This window comes from Streptomyces sp. NPDC045431 (assembly GCF_040646655.1).
Classification (GTDB): domain Bacteria; phylum Actinomycetota; class Actinomycetes; order Streptomycetales; family Streptomycetaceae; genus Streptomyces.
Window position 1 is genome coordinate 122,193 of sequence record NZ_JBEZAQ010000007.1, and the last position, 21,204, is coordinate 143,396.

18 protein-coding genes are annotated in these 21,204 nt (G+C 72.9%); 9 read left to right on the forward strand and 9 right to left on the reverse strand.

Annotated features, from left to right (window positions below):
* The first annotated feature begins 62 nt into the window (after positions 1-62).
* From AB0A69_RS17650 to AB0A69_RS17660, 3 genes are all read left to right on the forward strand, one after another.
* Complete coding sequence (locus AB0A69_RS17650) at positions 63-1,214, forward strand: acyl-CoA dehydrogenase family protein (protein WP_361421984.1); 1,152 nt, start codon at positions 63-65, stop codon at positions 1,212-1,214.
* Positions 1,215-1,302: 88 nt separating this feature from the next.
* On the forward strand, positions 1,303-1,590 hold the full coding sequence (locus AB0A69_RS17655) for a YiaA/YiaB family inner membrane protein (protein ID WP_361421987.1): 288 nt from the start codon (positions 1,303-1,305) through the stop codon (positions 1,588-1,590).
* Between the two features lie 85 nt (positions 1,591-1,675).
* Positions 1,676-2,320 carry a TetR/AcrR family transcriptional regulator gene (locus AB0A69_RS17660; protein ID WP_361422469.1) on the forward strand — a complete coding sequence of 215 codons (645 nt, stop codon included), beginning with the start codon at positions 1,676-1,678 and terminating at the stop codon, positions 2,318-2,320.
* Here the strand turns inward: AB0A69_RS17660 and AB0A69_RS17665 are convergent.
* Positions 2,311-2,772, reverse strand: coding sequence for a MaoC family dehydratase (locus AB0A69_RS17665; RefSeq protein ID WP_361421990.1), 462 nt, complete (start codon positions 2,770-2,772; stop codon positions 2,311-2,313). The two genes, AB0A69_RS17660 and AB0A69_RS17665, sit on opposite strands and share 10 nt — an antisense overlap.
* Positions 2,773-2,879: 107 nt before the next feature.
* Between AB0A69_RS17665 and soxR the strand changes: the two genes are divergently transcribed.
* Positions 2,880-3,440: a redox-sensitive transcriptional activator SoxR gene (soxR, locus tag AB0A69_RS17670; protein WP_361421993.1), complete on the forward strand. Its 561-nt coding sequence runs from the start codon at positions 2,880-2,882 to the stop codon at positions 3,438-3,440.
* Between the two features lie 21 nt (positions 3,441-3,461).
* Here the strand turns inward: soxR and AB0A69_RS17675 are convergent, their stop codons facing one another.
* From AB0A69_RS17675 to AB0A69_RS17695, 5 genes are all read right to left on the reverse strand, one after another.
* Positions 3,462-3,926, reverse strand: a complete 465-nt coding sequence (locus tag AB0A69_RS17675) for a DUF2267 domain-containing protein (protein WP_361421996.1) — start codon at positions 3,924-3,926, stop codon at positions 3,462-3,464.
* Between the two features lie 94 nt (positions 3,927-4,020).
* On the reverse strand, positions 4,021-4,446 hold the full coding sequence (locus AB0A69_RS17680) for an Hsp20/alpha crystallin family protein (protein WP_361422472.1): 426 nt from the start codon (positions 4,444-4,446) through the stop codon (positions 4,021-4,023).
* Positions 4,447-4,551: 105 nt separating this feature from the next.
* Positions 4,552-5,622 (reverse strand): RNA ligase (ATP), encoded by a 1,071-nt coding sequence (locus tag AB0A69_RS17685; RefSeq protein ID WP_361421999.1) that lies wholly within the window; start codon positions 5,620-5,622, stop codon positions 4,552-4,554.
* A gap of 106 nt (positions 5,623-5,728) precedes the next feature.
* Positions 5,729-6,457, reverse strand: coding sequence for a 3-keto-5-aminohexanoate cleavage protein (locus AB0A69_RS17690; RefSeq protein ID WP_361422002.1), 729 nt, complete (start codon positions 6,455-6,457; stop codon positions 5,729-5,731).
* Between the two features lie 184 nt (positions 6,458-6,641).
* A complete protein-coding gene (locus tag AB0A69_RS17695; protein ID WP_361422005.1) occupies positions 6,642-7,289 on the reverse strand; it encodes a hypothetical protein in 648 nt (215 codons plus the stop codon).
* Positions 7,290-8,057: 768 nt separating this feature from the next.
* On the opposite strand from AB0A69_RS17695, the gene AB0A69_RS17700 reads away from it, so the two are divergent.
* Together AB0A69_RS17700 and AB0A69_RS17705 are read left to right on the forward strand one after the other, a co-directional pair.
* On the forward strand, positions 8,058-12,944 hold the full coding sequence (locus tag AB0A69_RS17700; protein ID WP_361422008.1) for an RICIN domain-containing protein: 4,887 nt from the start codon (positions 8,058-8,060) through the stop codon (positions 12,942-12,944).
* A 103-nt stretch (positions 12,945-13,047) separates the two neighbouring features.
* Positions 13,048-14,388 carry a hypothetical protein gene (locus AB0A69_RS17705; protein WP_361422011.1) on the forward strand — a complete coding sequence of 447 codons (1,341 nt, stop codon included), beginning with the start codon at positions 13,048-13,050 and terminating at the stop codon, positions 14,386-14,388.
* 35 nt (positions 14,389-14,423) lie between these two features.
* On the opposite strand, the gene AB0A69_RS17710 is transcribed toward AB0A69_RS17705, so the two are convergent.
* Positions 14,424-15,668: a DUF1343 domain-containing protein gene (locus AB0A69_RS17710; protein WP_361422014.1), complete on the reverse strand. Its 1,245-nt coding sequence runs from the start codon at positions 15,666-15,668 to the stop codon at positions 14,424-14,426.
* 163 nt (positions 15,669-15,831) lie between these two features.
* Between AB0A69_RS17710 and AB0A69_RS17715 the strand changes: the two genes are divergently transcribed.
* From AB0A69_RS17715 to AB0A69_RS17725, 3 genes are all read left to right on the forward strand, one after another.
* Entirely contained in the window at positions 15,832-16,599 is a 768-nt protein-coding gene (locus tag AB0A69_RS17715; RefSeq protein WP_361422017.1) for an SDR family oxidoreductase, read from the forward strand.
* On the forward strand, positions 16,578-18,254 hold the full coding sequence (locus AB0A69_RS17720) for an AMP-binding protein (protein WP_361422020.1): 1,677 nt from the start codon (positions 16,578-16,580) through the stop codon (positions 18,252-18,254). The genes AB0A69_RS17715 and AB0A69_RS17720 overlap by 22 nt, the downstream gene beginning before the upstream one ends.
* 79 nt (positions 18,255-18,333) lie before the next feature.
* Positions 18,334-18,927, forward strand: coding sequence for a TetR/AcrR family transcriptional regulator (locus tag AB0A69_RS17725; protein WP_361422023.1), 594 nt, complete (start codon positions 18,334-18,336; stop codon positions 18,925-18,927).
* A gap of 10 nt (positions 18,928-18,937) precedes the next feature.
* On the opposite strand, the gene AB0A69_RS17730 is transcribed toward AB0A69_RS17725, so the two are convergent.
* A complete protein-coding gene (locus AB0A69_RS17730) occupies positions 18,938-20,161 on the reverse strand; it encodes an acyl-CoA dehydrogenase family protein (RefSeq protein WP_361422026.1) in 1,224 nt (407 codons plus the stop codon).
* A gap of 7 nt (positions 20,162-20,168) precedes the next feature.
* On the reverse strand, positions 20,169-21,197 hold the full coding sequence (locus AB0A69_RS17735) for a phosphotransferase family protein (protein ID WP_361422029.1): 1,029 nt from the start codon (positions 21,195-21,197) through the stop codon (positions 20,169-20,171).
* Between the last annotated feature and the right edge of the window lie 7 nt (positions 21,198-21,204).

Below are 21,204 nucleotides of genomic sequence, written 5' to 3' on the forward strand. Positions count from 1 at the left end.
ACACATAGTAGGCCCTGCCGAAAAGAAACTAGCAGTGATAGTTAACGGGAGGGTGTCGCGCCGTGGACCTGGAGCTGAGCGAGGAGCAGGCGGCCGTCCGGCAGCTCGCCGAGGAGTTCGTGCGGCGCGAGATCGCCCCGCACGTCGTCGCCTGGGACCGCGCCGAGAGCGTCGACCGGTCGATCGTGAAGAAGCTCGGCGAGGTCGGCTTCCTCGGCCTCACCATCCCCGAAGAGTACGGCGGCAGCGGCGGCGACCACCTCGCGTACTGCCTGGTCACCGAGGAGCTGGGGCGCGGCGACTCCTCCGTCCGCGGCATCGTCTCGGTCTCGCTCGGCCTGGTCACCAAGACCATCGCCGCCTGGGGCAGCGAGGAGCAGAAGCGCCACTGGCTGCCCCGCCTCACCGCCGGGGACGCCCTGGGCTGCTTCGGCCTCACCGAACCCGGCACCGGCTCCGACGCCGGAAGCCTCACCACCCGCGCGGTGCGCGACGGCGAGGACTACGTCGTCAACGGCAGCAAGATGTTCATCACCAACGGCACCTGGGCCGATGTGGTGCTCCTCTTCGCCCGCACCAACGACACCCCCGGCCACCGGGGCGTCTCCGCCTTCCTCGTACCGGCCGACACCCCCGGCCTGACCCGCCGCACCGTCCACGGCAAGCTCGGCCTGCGCGGGCAGGCCACCGCCGAGCTGGTCCTGGAGGACGTGCGGGTGCCCGCCTCCGCCCTCCTGGGCCCCGAGGGCAAGGGCTTCTCGATCGCGATGTCGGCGCTCGCCAAGGGCCGCATGTCGGTCGCCGCCGGGTGCGTCGGCATCGCACAGGCGGCGCTGGACGCGGCCGTGCGGTACGCGGGCGAGCGCGAGCAGTTCGGCAAGCCGATCGCCTCGTACCAGCTCGTGCAGGAACTGATCAGCGACATCGCCGTGGACGTCGACGCGGCCCGGCTGCTGACCTGGCGGGTGGCCGATCTCGTCGACCGGGGCGAGAGGTTCGCCACCGCCGCCTCCCAGGCGAAGCTCTTCGCCTCCGAGGCCGCCGTACGGTGCGCCAACAACGCCCTCCAGGTCTTCGGCGGTTACGGCTACATCGACGAGTACCCGGTCGGCAAACTGCTGCGCGACGCGCGCGTGATGACGCTCTACGAGGGCACCAGCCAGATCCAGAAGCTCATCATCGGGCGGGCGCTGACGGGCGTCTCCGCCTTCTGAGCGCCGCTGCCGGGTACCGATCCTGAGTACCGCCTCTGAGTACGGGAGCGGATGTGGCCCGGGCCCCGGCGGGCGCATGCTCGTGGCCATGAGCGACACACCGGTCAAGCAGCAGAACACGGCCGCCTACTACGGCCAGGCCGTGGCCTCCTTCGCGCTCGCCCTGGGCGCGGTGGCCATCGGCATCTTCAACCTGGACGCCGACGCCTGGGTCCGCGCCTTCCTGGCCATCGCGGTCCTGTACCTCACCACCTCCGCCTTCACCCTGGCCAAGGTCGTACGCGACCGCCAGGAGGCCGGCCAGATCGTCAGCCGCGTCGACCAGGCCCGCCTGGAGAAGCTCCTGGCCGAGCACGACCCCTTCCAGAAGCTCTGAGGCGCCGGGCGCCGCGCAGCTCTAAGCGCTTGCTCACCGTCGCGGTATGGTGTTCGTCCTGCAGGTCATGGAAGGGGCGCACGCGATGAGCACGGCGGAGGAGACGGCCGGCGGCGAGGACACGCCGTGGGACGAGGTCACACCGGAGGCGGCCAGGAGGCTGCTGGTCGCCGCCGTCGACGCCTTCGCCGAGCGCGGGTACCACGCCACCACCACGCGTGACATCGCGAGCCGCGCCGGGATGAGCCCGGCCGCGCTCTACATCCACTACAAGACGAAGGAAGAGCTGCTCCACCGGATCAGCCGGATCGGCCACGTGAAGGCCCTGAAGATCCTCCAGGCCGCGGAGAGCGGCCCCGGCACCGCCGCGGAGCGGCTCGCCGACGCCGTGCGCTCCTTCGTCCGCTGGCACGCCGGGCGGCGCACCACCGCCCGGGTCGTCCAGTACGAGCTCGACTCGCTGAGCGAGGAGCACCGCGCCGAGATCCACGAGCTGCGCCGCAAGAGCGACGCGGTGGTGCGCCGCATCATCAACGACGGCGTGGCGGCGGGTGAGTTCGACGTGCCCGACGTCTCCGGCACCACCCTCGCCGTGCTCTCGCTCTGCATCGACGTGGCCCGCTGGTTCAACACCGCGGGGCGCCGGACGCCCGACGAGGTCGGCGCGCTCTACGCCGACCTCGTCCTGCGCATGGTGGGGGCCCCGGGGGCGCCCCGGGCTCAGAAGTAGTAGCGGGACACCGACTCGGCGACGCACACCGGCTTGTCGCCGCCCTCGCGCTCCACCGTCACCAGCGCGGTCACCTGCACGCCGCCGCCCGCCTCCTCGACGCCCTGGAGCGCGGCGGTCGCGCGCAGCCGCGAGCCGACCGGCACGGGGGCGGGGAAGCGGACCTTGTTGGTCCCGTAGTTGACGCCCATCTTCACGCCCTCCACCCGCAAGACCTGCGGCACGAACAGCGGCAGCAGCGACAGGGTGAGGTAGCCGTGCGCGATGGTCGTGCCGAACGGGCCGGTCGCCGCCCGCTCCGGGTCCACATGGATCCACTGGTGGTCGCCGGTGGCCTCGGCGAAGAGGTCGATCCGCTTCTGGTCGACCTCCAGCCAGTCGCTGTGGCCCAGCTGCTCGCCGACCGCGGCGCGCAGCTCGTCGGCGGACGTGAAGATCCTCGGCTCTGCCATGTCCCAGCTCCCTGACCTGACTGTGATGTCTAAGCGCTTGCTCAGCATGGTCGGGGGAGAGGGCTCCTGTCAACGGACGCTCCGGCACGGCCAGTAGGGTGCGACGGGTGCCGAAGATTCCAGAGAAGATCCACGAGCTCACGGTCGGACAGCTGTCCGCGCGCAGTGGCGCGGCCGTGTCCGCCCTGCACTTCTACGAGTCCAAGGGCCTGATCAGCAGCCGGCGCACCAGCGGCAACCAGCGCCGGTACGGCAGGGACGCGCTGCGCCGTGTGGCCTTCGTCCGCGCCGCGCAACGCGTCGGCATCCCGCTCGCCACGATCCGGGACGCCCTCGCCGAACTCCCCGAGGAGCGCACGCCGACCCGGGAGGACTGGGCCCGCCTCTCCGAGGCCTGGCGCTCGGAGCTGGACGAACGCATCAAGCAGCTCAGCCGGTTGCGCGACCACCTCACCGACTGCATCGGATGCGGCTGCCTCTCGCTGAAGACGTGCGTGCTGTCCAACCCGGACGACGTCTTCGGAGAGCGCCTGGCCGGCTCCCGCCTCATGCCCGAGGCCGCCCGCCCGAAGCCCGCGCCGGCCGCAACGGACGACTGCAACGGACGACTGAAGCGGACGTCCGAAGCGGACGGCCGAGGATTGGGCGGCCGAGGATCGGGCGGCTGACCGGACCGCGGGGCGGGCCGCCTACTCGGAAGCCGCGAACCGCTCCGGTTGCTCGGCCCGGTCCTGGTACGGCTGCTCGTCGGGCTCCCGCTCCGTCATGCCGGGCCGACCGAAGAGTAGGTCGTAGCCCGGCGGCAGCTGGAGAAGGACCCGCCGCATCAGGTCCTCGTCCGCCGTGTCGGCCACGACGCTCAGCACGGCGCCGATGTCCCACTTGGCGGTCTCCTCGGTGGCGCCCTCTATCCACGCGGCGGTCGCACGGACGAACCGCTCCGGGCTGAGGGGCTCCGCCGCGGTGAGCGGGTTGAGCAGGACCAGGGCGCACGTCTCCGGCAGCCCGGCGGCCAGCTCGGCCCGCTCGTTGCCGACCAGGTGTGCGCCCAGCAGGGCGAGGACGACGCGGGTGGCGCGGTCGGCCTCCCGCCGTGACGGGTATTCGCCGCGTTCCTGCACCGACGTCAGGAACGCGTCCCACTGCATGCGCATGGTTCTCCCTGGGCCTTTCGACCGGTGGGCCGGGGGCGGTGGGGCCGGGAGGGGCCCACCGCCCCCGTACGGTGAGGTGTGGCCGCCGCCCGGCTCAGCCGCTGATCTCCTTGCGGTCGCCGCCGCCGCTGACGGAGATCTTGCGCGGCTTCGCCTGCTCGGCGACCGGGATCCGCAGCGTCAGGACACCCATGTCGTACGACGCCTCGATACGGTCGGTGTCCAGGGTCTCGCCGAGGAAGAGCTGGCGGCTGAAGGTGCCGGCCGGCCGCTCCGCGATCACCATCTCGGCCCCCTCCTCCGGGGCCGTACGGCGCTCGGCCCGGACGGTGAGGACGTTCCGCTCGACGTCCAGGTCGATGCCGTCCGGTGTGACCCCCGGGAGGTCGAGCCGCACGACGAAGGTGTCTCCCTCGCGGTAGGCGTCCATCGGCATGGCCGCGGGGTGCGCGGCGGTGCCCATCAGCCGCTCGGTGAGCCGGTCGAGCTCACGGAAGGGGTCGGTACGCATCAGCATCATCGGTCCCTCCTCTGTCTGCTCCATGTCCTCACAGATGGTGCTGACCGTTACATCTCCTTCTATAGCGCGCCATTCCGAAGTTGACAAGAGGGGACTCAAGAAACCTCACTCGTATTCGGTGCCGCCCTTCCGGATCAGGTACGCCGGGCTGACCGCCTTCGCGATGGCCCGCCCGCCCACGACCGGGCTGTACCGCTCGACGGCCGACCGGATCACCACACCCTCCCGCAGGTGCAGTTCCCGCCCCGACACCGTCTCCCGGCCGGTCGCCAGCTCCAGCACGGTCGCGATGTCGTACGGCCCCGCGTACAGCCGCGGTACGAGCGGCAGCTCGTCGGCCGGCAGCTCGTCCGCGCCCAGCCAGCGCACGCGGCCGTCGATCTCGGCCGACACGTCGAAGACCGCGTACCCCACGCCCTCCTCGGCGCGGCCGTTCGCGCCGTACGCCAGGTCCTGGACCCCCGCGCCGTACACCTCGCCGAAGATCCCGACCCGCGTGGCGCCGAGACGGGCGGCGAGGCGCGCGGCGACCGCCGGGACGTCGTACGCGCGCACGGCCCGCCAGTACAGGTTGCCGGGGTCCTCCTTCAACGCCAGCCCCTTGGCGCCGAATCCCTTCGAGGAGACGTACACCCGCTCGTCCTCGGCGACGTACGTCACCAGACAGGCGGTGCCGTGGACCTTCTCCGTCAGCACCACCGGTTCTCCCGGCTCGAAGACGTCCGGGTACCGCTGGACGTTCTCGATGTCGACCCACGGCAGCAGGTCGGGCGCCGCCTCCACCTCGCCGTCCATCGTCGTCGGCACCGGTGGCACCCACTTGGTGACGCCCAGCAGCTCCGCGAAGTCCGTCCCCTCGGCGGCGGCACGCACCAGGTCCACGTCCGCGAGCGCGCGCGGCCGGCACACGATGCCCTGCGACAGCTCCCCGCGCAGCCGCACCGCCTTGACGCGGTCGGACGCCTTGCCCGCCAGGCGCCCGGTCAGCCCCAGCTCCGCTATGAGCTCGGGCGGCAGCACGGCCTGCTCCGGTATGTACACGGCGGCGTCGCCGCTGCGATAGGCGCCCTTGGCGACGACGGCCCGGTACAGGCCCACTTGGGCCAGCTCCAGGGCGTCGGCGTTCGGATGCTCGTGGACGGTCAGCAGCTCGGCGGTGACACGCAGCGTCGACATGGCGGCGACTCCTCGGGGTGGGTCGTGCGTTCAGTGGTGTTTTCGCATCGCCGCCCACTGTTCCGGCGCCGAATCGGCTGGCCCAGCGGTTTTCCGGCTGGTAGCGTCACGCGCTTCCGGGCAGCCGCGGCTGCAGCCGCCGAACCGCCTCCACCAGCTGGGCGTTGGACCGGGCGGGCCGCCCGTCCGGCAGGAGCAGGGTGTCCTCCAGGCCGATGCGGGTGTCCAGCCCCAGGCGTATCGCCAGCCCCGCCACGGGCCACGCCCCGCCGTCCTCGCCGTGCAGCAGCACCGGTACGCCGTGGGCCGCGCCCAGCTCGTCCAGCAGGGACCGGGCCGTGGACAGAGCGGTCGCGGGGTCCGGGTCCGCCACCTCGGCCAGCACCCGCGTCACGCGGGGCGCCAGGGGAGAGGCCAGGAAGCGGCGTGCCGCCTCCGTCCCCGACCGGATGCCCGCCTCCACGCCCACCCCGCGCTCCAGCAGCGTGGCCGCGAGCTCCTCGGCCCCGGGCTCGTCCCAGTTGACCGAAGCGTGGTCGGGCAGCACCGTCCAGGAACGCACCCGCTCCACCCGCCGTACCGGGTCCGGCTCGTCCCACGCGCCCGTGGTCACCCCGACCGGTACGTCCACCGCGCCCCGTATCGCGGTGAGGACGGGCTCCAGCACGCGCGCTGACAGCGAGTCATGGCCGCACGGCGTCTTGGGGTGCACGTGCACGTCGGCGGCGCCGGCCGCCACGGCCCCGGCCGCCGACTCGGCCATGGAGGCCGGGGACATGGGCACGGCCGCGGAATCCCCGGCTCCGCGCCGCCCGTTGAGACAGACCTGGATCATGTCTCGATGGTGGCACCCCCCACTGACAACGGACCGGTGCACCGGCGCCGCCGCCGGCGCCGGGACCCTCGCCCCGGCCCGGCGCGCCACGCCCCGCTGCCGTGCGTCCCCCGTGTCCTCCGTGGGCAGCCGTGTCCCCCGTAGGCCCCCGTGCCCCCGTTGTCCCCACTGTGTCCGACTCGTCTCACCCCACCGACACGAGTTCCCTGCGCGACCGCGCCCGCTCCTCCGTCCGCGCCCCCGCCCGCATCCGCCGCTTGGCCGCCGCCAGCGCCTCGGGGGTCAGCACGGGCTGCGGCACCACGATCCCGCAGCCCGTGCAGACGGGCCCGAACCACGGTTCCGCGCTCAGCTCCGGCCGCCACACGATCCGGTCGTCCGCGCACACCGGGCAGTCCTCCCCGGGTGCCGACTCCAGCGCCTTGATCAGCCGGCGCAGGGCGTCCGCGAGCGGCAGCGTCGGATGCACCGACGGGTCGTCGCACCGGGCGATGCCGTTGCCGCCCCAGGTGCGCCGGTGCCAGTCGTCGATCCAGCCCGGCCGGCGCAGCCCGTCGTGCTTCTCGCGCTTGCGGCGCGCCGCGAACTCCTCCTCGTACGCGAGCCACACGGCCCGCGCCTCCTCCACCTCGTCGAGCGCGGCCACCAGCCGCGCCGGATCCGGCGCCCGGTCCTCGGGCCCGAACCTGTGCCTGCTGCACAGGTGGTCCCATGTGGCGCGGTGCCCGTAAGGGGCGAACCGCTCCAGGCACTTGCGCAGCGAATACCGCCGCAGCGCCAGATCGCACTCCGGATCGCGTACTTGTCTCGCAAGACTGCGGAAACCGGCCATCGTCCTGCCACCTCCGTCGCTCGTACTTCGGCGTCGATGAATGGACGTACGAGTGCCCGTTCCGGCTCCATCGAAAAACGGATGGGAGCCATCATCGGTACATCTGGCGCGAAACGTGCCCGTCGCGCCGTGTGGGGCGGTGCCGCGAAGGTGACGGCCGGTCACCTCACCGCACGGCGGTACCGCCAGTCACCGTCCAGGAGCCGTCCTGCGGGTCACCGTCCACCCGGCGACGCGCCGGAGGAACCGCACGGCTCGGAATCGCCACCGCCGCCGTGCCCGGCCCGGCCGTCCCGGCCGCCCGGCCGGTGACACTCCGGCCACCGGCGACGGCGGCGCGCCACTGGGCAACTGCGCGCGGCCGAGCCCCTCTTGTCGGGTCGGAAGGCTCTTGCCGAGGGGTACGGGGCTGAGTTTATGGTGAGCCCTGCGCGTGGAGGGATCTTGACCCGGTCCGTTGATCCGCGCGCTCATCGATCGGCGTCCGGGGAGGGAACGCCGAGGGGGAGGGGGACAGCCATGCCGTGTCACCGGCTCATCGTGACGGCCGCTCCGGCGGGTTCCGACTGATTCGAAGGCTGGCCGGCCACCCCTCGCGCCTCCGAGCACCTCATGTCTCTCGCGCGCCTCAAGCTCCCCGAGCATCCCAAGCGCCCCGAGTCGCCCCTGTTTCCATGAAGGGATACCCCCTTGCGCCCGATACCAGGGTTGTCGAGAAGCAGATCGTCGTCACGCAGATCCTTCGCTCTCACCCCTTTCGTCACTTCCGTGACCGCCGCCGCGCTCCTCGGCGGCCTCGCCGTCCAGCCCGACGTGCTGGGCCGTACCGAGCTGCGGGCCGCGCCCGCGAGCGCCACGTACGACTGGAACGAGGACACCCCCGCCGAGCAACTGCGGCAGGACCAGTGCCTGATGGCCGAAGTGCTGCGGCTGGGCGGCCCGGCGATGGCCACCGTCGCCCAGGACGGCCTCAACCAACCGCAGGAGCAGCTGCACGCCCTCGCGAACCGTCAGCACTGGGAGCAGACCCCGCTGGCGCAGGCGTACGCCAAGGACCGGGCCGCCGTGACACGGGAGCTCAAAGCCCTCGAGACGCGGCGGGGCGCTTGGGGAGTGCCGCTGGAAGGGCTGGAGACGCCGGGCGGCTTCACCGTCGCCGACTTCCACTCGCCCCCGGGCGCGCCGGGCGACGGCAAGGAGGACTTCCACTCCCAGACCGGCCTGGCCAAGTGGATCGCCGAGCGGTTCTGGAAGGAGGACTCCGACTTCTACCGGGATTCGACTCCCCTGGCCGACGAGAAGACCGCCAAGGCGGTCAAGGAGCTCGGCGCCCCCCTCTACGGGAAGGACCCCGACCCGCAGTCCCCGGACTGGAACCGGGACGTAGCCGAGCGGGACGCGTTCGCGCGCCTGGTGGACTGGTCCCTGGAGCCGACCGGCGCCGACAACGCCCGGCTGTTCCTCGCGTCCGGTGGCTTCCCGCGCACGGCTCCGGCGCCGGGGTCCGCGGAGTTCCGCATCGGCGTGGAGGACCTGAAGGCCCGGTTCGCGTCGTGCGCCTGGCGCGACCCGATCGACCCGAACAAGGTGCTCGGCACGATGGGCACCACCGCCGCGGCCGAGTGGCAGGAGGAGATCGCCTCCCAGGCGACGCAGCGCGACCAGATCCTCGCCGCGAACAAGGACGCCACCCAGGCGCTCGCCACCGGCGCGAAGGCGATGGGTGAGCTGCTGGGCCGCTCGTGGATCGCCGACCACCTGGCGCAGTGGCAGGACTACTGGTCGCCGGGCGGGCTCGGCTGGATCGGCGACAGCCCGGCCGTCATCGAAGTGCCCGCGGCCCCGGGCAAGTGCCTCGACGTGGCGGGCGGCGCGTCGGCCAACGGCACCCCGGTCCAGATCTACACCTGCAACGGATCCGCCGGGCAGAAGTGGCTCCTCGAAGGCGGCGGGCAGCACCAGCGGTTGCGCGGCCTCGGTTCCCAGAAGTGTCTGGAGGTGGCGGGCGGCAAGACCGACAACGGCGCGAAGATCCAGATCGCGACGTGCAACGAGAGCCCGGCGCAGACCTGGGAGTACAACCCGCGCGCCAAGACCGCGCTGAAGAACGCCGCCACCGGCAAGTGCGTCGACCTGCACACCTACGACAACGGCCGCGACGCGTGGCAGTGGGCCTGCAACGGCACCGGTCCGCAGCAGTTCACCATCAAGCCGTCCGGGAGCAACGGCGCCGACAGCCTCGGCTACCCGGACAAGGCGCAGTTCGACAAGGCGAAGCGGGGCATCGTCGCCGCGCAGGCCACAGCGACGCGCGAGCTCGCCGTCCTCAAGGCTCAGGCCGCCGTGGCGAAGAAGGCCGTCACCGCCTCGGACGCCGCCGAACAGGCCGCCTACGCCATCGCCGACCAGAAGGGCGCGCCGCGCGGTCGCGGTCTGCTGGTGGGCCAGCAGAAGGCGCAGGTCACCAAGGGCGCGGCCGCCGCGCTGGAGGCCCTGGTGAAGGCCGGTGAGACGGCCGAGGCCGCCACCCGCGCCTCCGCCGGCGACAGCGCCACCATCGCCCAGCGCGCCCTGGCCCAGGCCGCGCAGTCCAAGGCGGAGTTCCGCAAGGAGGCCGCGCACGCGGCCGAGCTGCAGGCCAAGGCGGCGGCGGACGCGGCCAAGGTGCACCGGGACAACGCCAAGAAGGACAAGGAGACCGCGGAGGCGAAGCTCGCCGAGGCCCTGAAGGCGGAGGGCGACGCCAAGGCGGCCGCCGCCGACGCCCACGCCAAGCGGCTCGCGGCGGAGGCCGAGGAGAAGACGGCCGAGAAGGAGATGCGGACCGCGGCGGCCAAGCAGGCCGAGGCGGCGCAGCACCGCGAGACCGCCGAGACCGAGGCGGGCAAGGCGAAGGACGCCAAGGACAAGGCCGAGTCGGCCGAGGCGACCGCCGTCCAGAAGAAGAACGCCGCCGTGACCGCCCGCGACAAGGCCCGCGACCTGCGGGACGACGCGTGGGACGCCGAGCAGAAGGCCGACGCGGCACGCGCCAAGGCGGACGCGAAGGAGGCGTACGCCCAGGCCCACGAGTCGGACGCCAACGCGCAGGAGGCCCGCGCGGCGGCCGACGCGGCCGACAAGTACGCCACCGACGCCGAGACGGCGGCGAAGAACGCGCGCGGCGCGGCGGACGCGGCGACCCAGGCCGCGGCCGACGCGGACGCCGCGGCCACCCGCGCCGAGTCGGCCGCCAAGCGGGCCCGCGCCGACGCGGACGCCGCCCAGGCCGCGAAGCTGCGGGCGGACGCGGCCGTGAAGACCGCGACCAGCGCGGCGGCCGACGCCATCGCCGCCGCGCAGCACGCCGCCGCGGAGGCCCGGGCGGCCGTCAAGCTCGCCGACGAGGCGGAGGCCCACGCCAAGACCGCCAAGAACCACGCCGACGAGGCGAACAAGGAGGCCGCCAAGGCCCTGGCGGCCGCGGCGAAGGCCGCCGGCTTCGCCCATGTCACCGCGCGGGCCGCCGTGGACGCCGGGAAGGCCGCCGGGCAGGTGGCCAAGCCGGCCAACGACGCGATCCAGCTGGGCTCCCCGTACGTCACGAAGGACTCGGCCGCCGGTCTGGTCGTCCTGACGGGCCAGGCGTCCAAGTCGATCGCCGAGCAGCAGAAGGCCGTCGCGGACGCCCACGCGAAGAACGCGCAGGAGGAGGCCGCCGCGGCCATGGCCCTCGCGCAGACGGCGCAGGGCGACGCGAAGGCCGCGTACCAGCACGCCGCCAACGCGGCCAACCACGCGTCCCAGGCCCGGACGTACGCCAAGGAGGCCCTCGGCTACGCGGCCGACGCCGCCCTCGCGGCGTCCAAGGCGGCACAGTCGCTGGCCCGCACGGTCGAGTACGGCCGGCAGGCCGCCGAGGACGCCGCGGCCGCCGACAAGGCGGCCGGACGCGCCGAGGGCCACGCCAAGACGGCCCGCGACTCCGCCGACCAGGCGGCGCTCGACGCCCAGGCGGCCCGCGCCGCCGCCGCGGCGGCGGAACAGGCCGCGAAGGACGCCCGCGCCGCGGCGACCCGCGCGGACCAGGCCGCCACGGAGGCCGAACAGGCGGCGAAGGACGCGGACAAGTACGCCAAGGAGGCACAGGAGGCGTACGAGTCCGCCGAGCGGAAGAAGGCCAACGAACAGGTCGCGACGGGAGCAGGCACCGGCATCGGCGGCATGTTCTACGTCGTCGACGACAAGAGCCTCGAGATCACCGACGCGAAGCAGCAGAACGACTGCGTCATCACGGTCGGCTTCGAGGGCTGCGAGGTCACCTACCTGGTGACGTTCGACGTGAACGTCGACTTCTTCCTCTGCACCAACCCGGACGTACCGGCCACGGCCTCCGGCTGCCCCTCCGAGGACACGCTCCCGCTGGGAACGGAGCCGTTCAAGGGGCTGAAGAAGGAGGTCACCGAGTACTTCAGCAAGCTCGACATCATCAAGCAGACCGTCGTCTACCAGATCCTCAAGGCGGTCCTGGTCCAGGACTTCCTGGACTGCTGGCACGGCAGCGCGAGCGGCTGCGCCTGGGCGGCGAGCAACTTCATCCCGGGCAAGGCGTTCGACAAGGTCGCGGACGCCATCCGCGCCCTGGACGCGGCGATGAACACCGGCGTGAACGTCCGGGACGCGTTCAACGCCCTGAAGGCCCTGGACGAGCTGGACCCGGCGACGCTCGCCCGCATCGAGAACACGGTCAACCTGTACGAGGACCTGGTCACGTCCTGCCGGATCAACAGCTTCCCGGGCGACACCCAGGTGCTGATGGCGGACGGCAGCCACAAGGCGATCAGCGAGATACGCCGCGGCGACCGGGTCCTGGCAGCCGACCCCGAGCGTGGCGTGCGGGCCCCGCAGGCCGTCACCGCGACCTACGCGCACGACACCGACCGGCTGGTGGACATCGCCTTCGCCGACGGATCACGGCTGACCAGCACCGCCGGCCACCGCGTGTACGTGGTGGGGGCCGGCTGGACGGTCGTGTCGGAGCTGCGCGCGGGCGACGCCCTGCGCACGCCGGACGGCGAGGTGCACCGCGTCAGCGGGCTGACGGACCGGTCGGGGATCGCGCCCCGGACGGTCTTCGACATCACGGTCGCGGGGCTGCACACGTTCTACGTGCGTGCCGAAGGGGTGCGCGAGGCCGAGGACGTCCTGGTCCACAACTGCAGCAAACTCTCGGACGAACTGGACTACCCGCGCAGCGGGGCTCACACCCTGAGCAAGCACGTCAATCCGAACCGGGCCCAAGCCGAGGCCCTCGCCCGCGAGAACCAGGGGAAGGGCCTCGCTCCGATCAACACGGTGTGGACCAACCAGACCATCGCTCAGGAGGCCGTCGACGAGGCTCTGAAGTACTACTTCTTCCCCAACGGCCAGAGGAGGGATGCCAGCTTCAAGGCTCTGGACAACTTCCTCAACCGGCGCGGCCAGTGGAAGAACAAGGACGAGTTCCCGCTCCCTGACTTCACCTGGCACAAGCACCCTTCCCTGGGAACGGTGTACAAGGCCGACGGTTCGACCCCCGTCCCGGCGGGCAACACGGTCCGGGTGGTCCTGAAACGGCTGCCGGGGCAGCGCGGGCACCAGGGCTTCATCGTCTACACGGCCTACCCGCTCCCGTAGGCATGACCTCCGCTCGTAACCTCTGATCTCCTGTGGTGGGCCCGCTCCGTCGTGTCGGAGCGGGCCCACCGTTCTGACCACGTACACACCCGGAAGGGCTTCCATGGCGAGACGGCGCGAGATGTACGGCCTCTTCTACGAAGGTGACTTCGGGCTCAGCGCGCTCACCGAGCGGCTGTCCCGCGAGGACCGTGCCGACGTGGCGCGGGCGTTGGAGCTGGCGGCCGAGGTGGCGGGCCTGGGCGAGGGGGAGGGGGGCGTGGAGCTGGCGGCCGACACGGGGTGCCTGCTCGGCTCGGGCCTGCCGGAGGACGTGCTGCACACGGCCTGGCTCGCCGCGACGCACGGGCGCTTCGACCCGGGCGGCCACGGCATGACCGTGCGGGACTGGCTGCGCCGGCTCGCCGCCGCGTATCCGGCACGCCCCCGTGAGCAGCCCCGCGGCCGGCAGGCCATGTGGCACCGGCCCGACGTGGACGAGCGGGAGCTGCGCGCGGCCGTGGTCGCCGAGGTCCACGGCTGCGCGGACGACATGGCACGCGCGGTGACGAGCGCCGGGACGCCGCCCGCCCCGTCGGCCGCCGCCGTACCGGCGGCTCTCGAGCGCATCGTCCGGGAAGCCGACGCGGACCTCGGGCTCCGGTTCTTCCTGCGGGTGCTGAAGGCGTACGGCGTCCCGGTCGCCAAGGACCGGTACGACCGGCTCATGGAGCTCGACGCCCGGCTCGGCTACCCGGGGCCCCTGGTGTACGACGGCCTCACCGTGCGGTGGCCGCCCGTCGACCCCGCCCGGCGTGACGGCTCCGGCGACTTCGGCCTCTCCGCGCTCACCTCGTGGTTCGCCCACCACACGGGCGAGGACGCGCCGCGCGAGCGGGTCCGGAAAGCCGCCGCCGACGACGGCACCGCCGAGACGCCCGGTTCGGCGGCGGCCGCGCTACTCGTGGACGTGACCCGCCTGCTGGATTCCCCCCTGCCGGACGACACGCTGACCACGCTGTGGGCCGCCGCGTCGGACCGGGGCCTGAACCCCGACCTGCTCGGCATGGACACGGGGGGCTGGCTCCGGCTCGTCGCCGAGGTGTGCCGGGAACGGCTCCGGGAGGTCGCCCCGTCGTACGCGCCCGTCCTGCCTCCGGTGCGCGCCGACCTCGCGGACGACGTCCTGCGCGAGGTGCGCCAAGCGGCGCCGCTCCTGGCGGACCGGGTCGTCAGCCCCCACTGGCACCCGATCCCGGGCACCACCGCGGCCGCGGCGGTCGAGGAGGTCACCGCCCGCGTCGACCCCGACCTCGGGTTCCGGCTGTTCCTGCGGCTGCTGCGGGTCCTGCACGCCCCGCTCACCGAGGAGCGGTACGCCCGGTGCGTCGCGCTCGGCGCACGCTTCGGCCACGGCGAGCTGCTCGTGTCCGGCAGCCTGGACCTCCTGGTGCGCCACGACTGACCGTCAGGGCTCACGGCCGACCGGAGCAACCCCCGTCAGCGGTACGCCAGGTACCGCCGCCGTACCGCACTGAAGGCCGCCAGGTCCGCTTCCCAGGCCGCCGCGACGTCGTCCGTTCCCGCGCCCGCGTCGATCAGCGTGCGCACCTTCGCGGAGCCGGTGAGCTTGTCGATCCAGTGGTCCGGGCGCCACGCGAAGCCGCTCCAGCTGCGCTTCGCCGTCACCAGCAGTCCGACCCCCGTCCGTACCGGGTCGAACGCCTCCCGGTCGTCCACGTGCAGCTGCACCCCGCCCACCGTCTTCCCCTGGAACTTGGAGAAGGTCGGCGTGAAGTACGCCTCCCGGAACCGCACTCCGGGCAGCTCCAGCGCGTTCGCCGCCTCCGCCCAGCGCCGGTCGACGCCCTCCGCGCCGAGCAGTTCGAAGGGGCGGGTCGTGCCCCGCCCCTCGGAGAGGTTCGTCCCCTCGAACAGGCAGGTCCCCGCGTACACCAGCGCGGTGTCCGGCGTCGGCATGTTGGGGCTCGGCGGCACCCACGGCAGGCCCGTCGTGTCGAAGAAGTCCCTGCGCCGCCACCCCGCCATCCGTACGGTCGCGAGCTCCACCGGCCGCGCGAGGAACTCGCCGTTGAACAGCCGCGCCAGCTCCACCACCGTCATCCCGTGCGCCTGTGCGATCGGCTCGCGCCCGACGAACGTCGCGAACGCCCTGTCCAGTACGGGCCCGAGGGCCGCCCGCCCGGTCACCGGGTTCGGCCGGTCCAGCACCATGAAACGTTTCCCCGCCAGCGCGGCCGCCACCATGCAGTCGTAGAGCGTCCAGATGTACGTGTAGAAGCGCGCGCCCACGTCCTGGATGTCGAACACCACCGTGTCGACGCCCGACGCGGTGAAGACGTCCGCCAGCGCCCGCCCGCTCTTCAGGTACGTGTCGTACACCGGGAGCCCCGTCGCCGGGTCGTCGTACCGGCCCTCCGAGCCGCCCGCCTGCGCCGTCCCCCGGAAACCGTGCTCGGGGCCGAACACGGCCACCAGGTCCACGCGTTCGTCCGCGTGCATCACGTCCACGATGTGCCGCACCTCGGCCGTGACCCCCGTCGGGTTGGTCACCACGCCCACGCGCTGTCCCGCCAGTGCCGCGTACCCGTCCGCCGCGAGCCGGTCGAACCCGGTGCGCACCCGGCGGCCGCCCTCGTGGGCGGTGGCGCTGCCGGGCGCGGCAGCCGCCGCCACCCCCGCCGCGCCGCCGGCGATCAGCAGACCCCGTCTGGACACGCTCATCCGCACACCTCCGTGCCGTTCGACCGATCCGGTCTCGCACGCTAGCGCGCGCACCCCGCCCAGGGAACGAGGCGGACACCGCGCCCTTCCCAGCGAACATACCGACTGGTTAGTCTGTCGACTTGGAGAGCAGCGAACAGTCACGACGGAGAGGCGGGTCTCGATGAGTACGACGGTCCAGGGCGCGGGCGTGGTGGTCACCGGAGCGGGCGGCGGCATCGGCGCCGCGCTCGCCCGCAGGTTCGTCGCCGAAGGCGCGCGTGTCGTCGTCAACGACCTCGACCCGGCCCGCACCAAGGCCATCGCCGACGAGACCGGCGCCACGCCCGTCGCCGGAGACGCCTCCGCGATCGTCGACGAGGCCCGCGAGGCGCTCGGCGGCACCGTCGACGTCTACTGCGCCAACGCCGGACTCGCCTCGCCCGGCGACGCCTTCGCCGACGAGGAGGTCTGGGCGGCCGCCTGGGACGTCAACGTCATGGCCCATGTGCGCGCCGCCCGGGCCCTGCTGCCCGACTGGCTGGAACGCGGAGCGGGCCGCTTCGTCTCCACCGTCTCCGCGGCCGGGCTGCTCACCATGGTCGGCGCCGCCCCGTACAGCGTCTCCAAGCACGGCGCGTACGCGTTCGCCGAGTGGCTCTCCCTCACCTACCGCCACCGCGGCCTCAAGGTCCACGCCATCTGCCCGCAAGGCGTCCGTACGGACATGCTCACGGCCGCCGGAACGGCCGGCCAACTCGTCCTCGCGCCCACCGCCATCGAGCCGGAGGACGTCGCCGACGCCCTCTTCGACGGCATCGAGGCCGACCGGTTCCTGATCCTGCCCCACCCCGAGGTGGCCGGCTACTACCGGGCCCGGGCGAGCGACCCGGAGCGCTGGCTGAACAATATGAGCCACATCCAGCAGAAGTGGGAGGGCACCGGACAGTGACCGCGACCTCGATCTACGCGGCCAAGCCGTGGCTCGCGCAGCTCAGCGACGCCCAGCGGGCCCCGATAGACCCCGCGCCGACCGTGGTGCACGCCTTCCGCGCGGCCGTGGCCCGCGCCCCCGAGCACACCGCCCTCGCCTACTTCGACGGGCGCCTGACCTACCGCGAGACCGACGCGCTCTCCGACTCGGTGGCCGGATTCCTCGCCGCCCGCGGCGTACGGCACGGCGACCGGGTCGCCATCATGCTCCAGAACACCCCGCACTTCGTGCTCGCGCTGCTCGGCGCCTGGAAGGCGGGCGCCACCGTCGTCCCGCTCAACCCGATGTACAAGTCCGCCGAGGTCGCCCACGTCCTGAAGGACTCCGGGGCCACCGCCCTGGTCTGCGCGGACCGCGCCTGGGAGGCGTACCTGCGCGACACGGCCGCCGGCTCCTCCGTACGCGTCGCCCTCACCGTGTGCGAGAAGGACCTCCAGACCCGCGACGACCCGCGGGTGCTCGGGTTCGAGCGGCTCCCCGCGCCCGCCGACACCGACGACCTCACCGCCGTCGCCCGCGCCGGCCACCCGGCGCCCGAGGGGCGGGACCTCGGCGCCGCCGACGTGGCGCTCATCAGCTACACCTCCGGCACCAGCGGCACGCCCAAGGGCGCCATGAACCTGCACGGCGGCATCACGTACAACGCCGAACGGCAGCGCGCCGGCCACCCCATCGCCGAGGGCGCCGCCTACTTCGCGCTCGCGCCGCTGTTCCACATCACCGGCATGGTCTGCGAACTCGGCGCCTGCGTCGCCAACGCCGGCACCCTCGTCCTCGCGTACCGCTTCGAGGCGGGCGTCGTCCTCGACGCCTTCGCCGAGCACCGCCCGGCCTACACCGTGGGCCCCTCCACCGCCTTCATGGCGCTGGCCGCCCACCCCTCCGCCACACCGGACCACTTCGCCTCCTTCCGGGTGATCTCCTCGGGCGGCGCGCCGCTGCCCCCGGCGCTGGTCGAGAAGTTCCGCGCCGGCTTCGGCCCGTACATCCGCAACGGCTACGGCCTGACCGAGTGCACCGCCCCCTGCGCCTCCGTACCCCCCGAGAAGGAGGCCCCCGTCGACCCGGCGTCCGGCACCCTCTCGGTCGGCGTCCCGGGCCCCGACACGGTCGTCCGCATCCTGGACGAGAACGGCCGGGAGGTGCCCTTCGGGGAGCCCGGCGAGATCGCCGTACGCGGCCCCCAGGTGGTCCCCGGCTACTGGCGGCTCCCCGAGGCCACCGCCGAGGCCTTCCCGGACGGCGAACTGCGCACCGGCGACATCGGCTTCATGGACCCGGACGGCTGGCTGTACGTCGTCGACCGCAAGAAGGACATGATCAACGCCTCCGGCTTCAAGGTCTGGCCGCGCGAGGTCGAGGACGTGCTCTACGGCCATCCCGCGGTGCGCGAGGCGGCCGTCGTCGGCGTCCCCGACGCGTACCGGGGCGAGACGGTCAAGGCGTACGTCAGCCTGCGCCCGGGCGCCGCCGCCGAGCCGGCCGAGCTCTCCGCCTACTGCGCGCAGCGCCTGGCGGCGTACAAATATCCCCGCGAGGTCGAGATCCTGCCGGAGCTGCCCAAGACGACGAGTGGGAAGATCCTCAGGCGGGAACTGCGTTCACCCGCGTAGGCGCCGTCGAGATCCGGACACCCGACGGACGACCCGAGAGATCAGAGCGACCCGAGAGACACGAGAGAGGTGGCGGCACATGGCCAGGACGACGGACGGGAGCGGCACCCCCGTCCCCCAGAGGCTGCTGGCCACCGCCACCCGGCTCTTCGCCGAGCAGGGGTACGACCGCACCTCCGTCCAGGAGATCGTCGAGTCGGCCGGCGTCACCAAGGGAGCGCTCTACCACTACTTCGGCTCCAAGGAGGACCTCCTCCAGGAGGTCTACGCGCGCGTGCTGCGGCTCCAGCAGGAGCGGCTGGACGCCTTCGCGGACGCCGACGCGCCCGTGGAGGAGCGGCTGCGCGACGCCGCCGCCGACGTGGTGGTCACCACCATCGAGAACCTCGACGACGCGTCCATCTTCTTCCGCTCCATGCACCACCTGAGCCCCGAGAAGAACAAGCAGGTACGGGCCGAGCGGCGCCGCTACCACGAGCGGTTCCGGGCGCTCATCGAGGAGGGGCAGGCCGCCGGAGTCTTCTCCTCCGCCACCCCGGCGGACCTGGTGGTGGACTACCACTTCGGTTCCGTCCACCACCTGTCCACCTGGTACCGCCCGGACGGGCCGCTCACCCCCCAGCAGGTGGCCGACCACCTGGCCGACCTCCTGCTGAGGGCCCTGCGGCCGTAAACCGGGTCCCCTAGGCGTACTTCTTCAGCTCCCGGCGGGCCAGCGACCGCTGGTGCACCTCGTCCGGCCCGTCCGCCAGCTTCAGCGTCCGCGCCGCGGCCCACAGTTCGGCGAGCGGGAAGTCCTGGCTGACGCCGCCCGCGCCGTGGACCTGGACGGCCTTGTCGAGGATGTCCACCACCGCGCGCGGGGTGGCGATCTTGATGGCCTGGATCTCGGTGTGCGCCCCCCGGTTGCCCACCGTGTCCATCAGCCAGGCCGTCTTCAGCACCAGCAGCCGCAGCTGCTCGACCGTCACCCGGGCGTCCGCGATCCACGCCCCCACCTGGCCCTGCGCGGCCAGCGGCTTGCCGAAGGCCGTACGGGACACCGCCCTGCGGCACATCAGCTCGATGGCCCGCTCGGCCATGCCGATCAGCCGCATGCAGTGGTGGATCCGGCCCGGCCCGAGCCGCGCCTGGGCGATGGCGAAGCCGCCGCCCTCCTCTCCGATGAGGTTCGCGGCCGGGACGCGGACGCCGTCGAAGACCACCTCGGCGTGGCCGCCGTGGGAGTGGTCCTCGTACCCGTACACCTGCATCGCGCGCCGCACCTGGACACCGGGGGTGTCGCGCGGGACGAGGATCATCGACTGCTGGCGCCGGATGTCCTCGCCGTCCGGGTCGGTCTTGCCCATGACGATGAAGATCTTGCAGTCCGGGTTCATCGCCCCGGAGATGTACCACTTGCGGCCGGTGACGACGTACTCGTCCGCTCCGTCGGGGGCCCGCTCGATCCGGGTCTCGATGTTCGTCGCGTCGGACGAGGCCACCTCCGGCTCCGTCATCGCGAACGCGGAACGGATCTCCCCGGCCAGCAGCGGCTCCAGCCACTGCTTGCGCTGCCGCTCGTCGCCGAACTGCGCCAGCACCTCCATGTTCCCGGTGTCCGGCGCCGCGCAGTTCAGCGCGGTGGGCGCCAGCTGGGGCGAACGGCCGGTGATCTCGGCGAGCGGCGCGTACTGGAGGTTCGTCAGCCCGGCGCCGTACTCGGTGTCCGGCAGGAAGAGGTTCCACAGGCCCTGCCTGCGCGCCTCCGCCTTGAGCTCCTCCACGACCGGCGGGGTGTCCCACGGCGAGGCGAGCTCCGCCCGCTGCGCGTGCGCCACGGCCTCGGCCGGGTACACGTGCTCGTCCATGAAGGCCAGCAGCCTGGCCCGCAGTTCCTCGGTGCGCGCGTCGAATGCGAAGTCCATGGGTGCGTCAGCCTTCCTGGCGGCGGAGGGTGGTCAGGCCGTGCTCGATGAAGACGGGGACCAGCTCGCCGATCCGGTCGAAGCCGGCCCCGACGGTCTGCCCGAGCGTGTAGCGGTAGTGGATGCCCTCCAGGATCACGGCGAGCTTGAACCAGGCGAACGCCGTGTACCAGGGGAGGGCGGAGACGTCGCGGCCGGAGCGCTCGGCGTACCGCTCGATCAGCTCGGCGGGCGAGGGATGGCCGGGGGCGGCGGCCGTGGTGGAGATGGGCGAGCCCGGCAGGTCCAGCCGGACGCTGTACATCGACAGCAGGCCCACGTCCGTGAGCGGGTCGCCGAGCGTGGACATCTCCCAGTCCAGTACGGCGTTGACGCGGTCGTCCTCGCCCAGCAGGACGTTATCGAGGCGGTAGTCGCCGTGGACGACGGTGGCGGCGGGCGAGGCCGGGAGCCGGCGCCCCAGCGTGGCGTGCAGCTCGTCGATCCCGGCCAGCTCGCGGCTGCGCGAGGCGTCCAGCTGCTTGCCCCAGCGGCGCAGCTGCCGGTCCAGGAAGCCGTCGGGACGGCCGAAGTCGCCGAGGCCCACCGCCTCCGGGTTCACGGCGTGCAGGTCGACCAGCGTGTCGACGAGCCCGAGGAGCGCGGCGCGCGTGCGCTCGGGGCCGAGGGGGGCGAGCTGCTCCGCCGTGCGGTACGGCGTGCCGCTCACGAACTCCATGACGTAGAACGGCGCTCCGAGCACCGACTCGTCCTCGCAGAGCACCACCGGCTCCGGTACCGGCACCGCCGTCGGGTGCAGGGCGCTGATGACCCGGTGTTCGCGCTTCATGTCGTGCGCGGTGGCGAGGACGTGCCCCAGGGGCGGTCGGCGCACGACCCACTGGCCGGTGCCGTCGGTGACGACGTACGTGAGGTTCGACCGGCCCCCCTCCACGACGCGGGCGCCGAGCGGTCCGCTCACCAGTCCGGGCCGCTCGCGGTCGAGGAAGCCGCGCAACTGCTCGGGGTCGAGACCTGGCGGATGGACTGCGCTCATCGTTCGC

Bases quoted from the DNA above. Each gene is read 5' to 3' on its own strand.
- AB0A69_RS17725 (WP_361422023.1), top strand. From the start codon at position 18,334: ATGGCCAGGACGACGGACGGGAGCGGCACCCCCGTCCCCCAGAGGCTG.
- AB0A69_RS17660 (WP_361422469.1), top strand. From the start codon at position 1,676: ATGAGCACGGCGGAGGAGACGGCCGGCGGCGAGGACACGCCGTGGGAC.
- AB0A69_RS17690 (WP_361422002.1), bottom strand. From the start codon at position 6,457: ATGATCCAGGTCTGTCTCAACGGGCGGCGCGGAGCCGGGGATTCCGCG.
- AB0A69_RS17710 (WP_361422014.1), bottom strand. From the start codon at position 15,668: ATGAGCGTGTCCAGACGGGGTCTGCTGATCGCCGGCGGCGCGGCGGGG.
- AB0A69_RS17705 (WP_361422011.1), top strand. From the start codon at position 13,048: ATGGCGAGACGGCGCGAGATGTACGGCCTCTTCTACGAAGGTGACTTC.
- AB0A69_RS17665 (WP_361421990.1), bottom strand. From the start codon at position 2,772: ATGGCAGAGCCGAGGATCTTCACGTCCGCCGACGAGCTGCGCGCCGCG.
- AB0A69_RS17675 (WP_361421996.1), bottom strand. From the start codon at position 3,926: ATGCGCATGCAGTGGGACGCGTTCCTGACGTCGGTGCAGGAACGCGGC.
- AB0A69_RS17685 (WP_361421999.1), bottom strand. From the start codon at position 5,622: ATGTCGACGCTGCGTGTCACCGCCGAGCTGCTGACCGTCCACGAGCAT.
- AB0A69_RS17680 (WP_361422472.1), bottom strand. From the start codon at position 4,446: ATGATGCTGATGCGTACCGACCCCTTCCGTGAGCTCGACCGGCTCACC.
- AB0A69_RS17715 (WP_361422017.1), top strand. From the start codon at position 15,832: ATGAGTACGACGGTCCAGGGCGCGGGCGTGGTGGTCACCGGAGCGGGC.
- AB0A69_RS17735 (WP_361422029.1), bottom strand. From the start codon at position 21,197: ATGAGCGCAGTCCATCCGCCAGGTCTCGACCCCGAGCAGTTGCGCGGC.
- AB0A69_RS17695 (WP_361422005.1), bottom strand. From the start codon at position 7,289: ATGGCCGGTTTCCGCAGTCTTGCGAGACAAGTACGCGATCCGGAGTGC.
- AB0A69_RS17730 (WP_361422026.1), bottom strand. From the start codon at position 20,161: ATGGACTTCGCATTCGACGCGCGCACCGAGGAACTGCGGGCCAGGCTG.
- AB0A69_RS17655 (WP_361421987.1), top strand. From the start codon at position 1,303: ATGAGCGACACACCGGTCAAGCAGCAGAACACGGCCGCCTACTACGGC.